Raw genomic sequence first — 1,153 nt, 5'->3', positions numbered from 1 at the left:
GGGCGTCTATCTGCAACCCGGAGCTGCCAACTCCTGAAAGGCGCAATCCAAGGACTGCAGAAAATATGGTCTCGGCTGCTGTAAGCTTTGGAAGGTCAAATTTGATAAATGTGTATGTTTCATCCAAATAAGCATCCCATCCGGCTTTTATATATTCACTGGTATAGTAATTATTATTGGGATATCTTGAACCTACATGGCTGTCATATATTTTTGTGGGGTCTACAGGCGTCTCTACATAAGGGTCTATTGTCACAGGATATACCCTTTCAGCACTACTAAGCCAAGTATTATCAGGCGTTACTGTAAGCGTATAGCCGTCCTTGCTTTTATTAAGAATTACTGCTATATCCCTGCTTTCATTTTTCTTTGAATCAATCATATACGGGAAGCCCATTTTAAATACTATATTTGCTTCATTTCCGGCATCATGAAATATTATGGTTTTATCGTCTAAAAGCTTTGCCGCAAGATTTTTTACGTATAGATTATATACATACTGCAAGTTTGGAATGTATTGATTGATTATTATATTTTCTTTAAATTTTTCAGGCCTTACATAATATTTTATATCCACTCCCGTAAAAATGTTTTTTAAATCAACGGCTGATTCTACTCTGGTCAGTGTCTTAAGCCTGTCGTTTTCGGGCAGCGAATTTAAAAACTTTGCGTCCCATTTTACTACGCTGGGAGAAGTATCATTAATGCCTTGTATGTTCCATGATAGCTCATATTTGTCCCTGGTCATCTGTATAAGTTTTCTGCTTCGTGTATTCTTTGATATTTTCACCTTATATTCATTTTCTTTATTTTCAAGTACCGGATTCCCAAGTTCATCCGATGCGTCAACGAGGTTATTATCTATATCTTTATATTTTCCGTTGCTCAGATAATGAATGGGTTCAGGATATATTGCTGCCTCATATGTGCCGTCTTCTCTGAAAAAATGTTTGATGTTTCTTTGCCTTTTTTCTTCTATTTCATTTAAAATCTTAGCTTCTTTATTTACTTTGACTTGCCTGGCAGAAAGATTGGTGTTTCCCTTTAGGTTTCCGGAATAAAAACTCATATGGAACATCTCCTTAAAAAAATGATTTATGCTATAGGCATAAATGACAATATATTTTTATGAGTGCATACGGTTTTATATAAC

The 1,153-nt window shown here is 35.5% G+C and carries 1 pseudogene; it reads right to left on the bottom strand.

The features are described from left to right. A pseudogene (locus tag OXPF_RS18510) lies at window positions 1-1,069 on the bottom strand (hypothetical protein); the annotation flags it as partial. Window positions 1,070-1,153: the final 84 nt, after the last annotated feature.

It is taken from the genome of Oxobacter pfennigii (assembly GCF_001317355.1).
GTDB classification, from domain to species: Bacteria; Bacillota; Clostridia; order Clostridiales; family Oxobacteraceae; genus Oxobacter; species Oxobacter pfennigii.
Note: the sequence above shows the minus strand (reverse complement) of the source record. Positions and strands in the feature narration are given on the sequence as shown.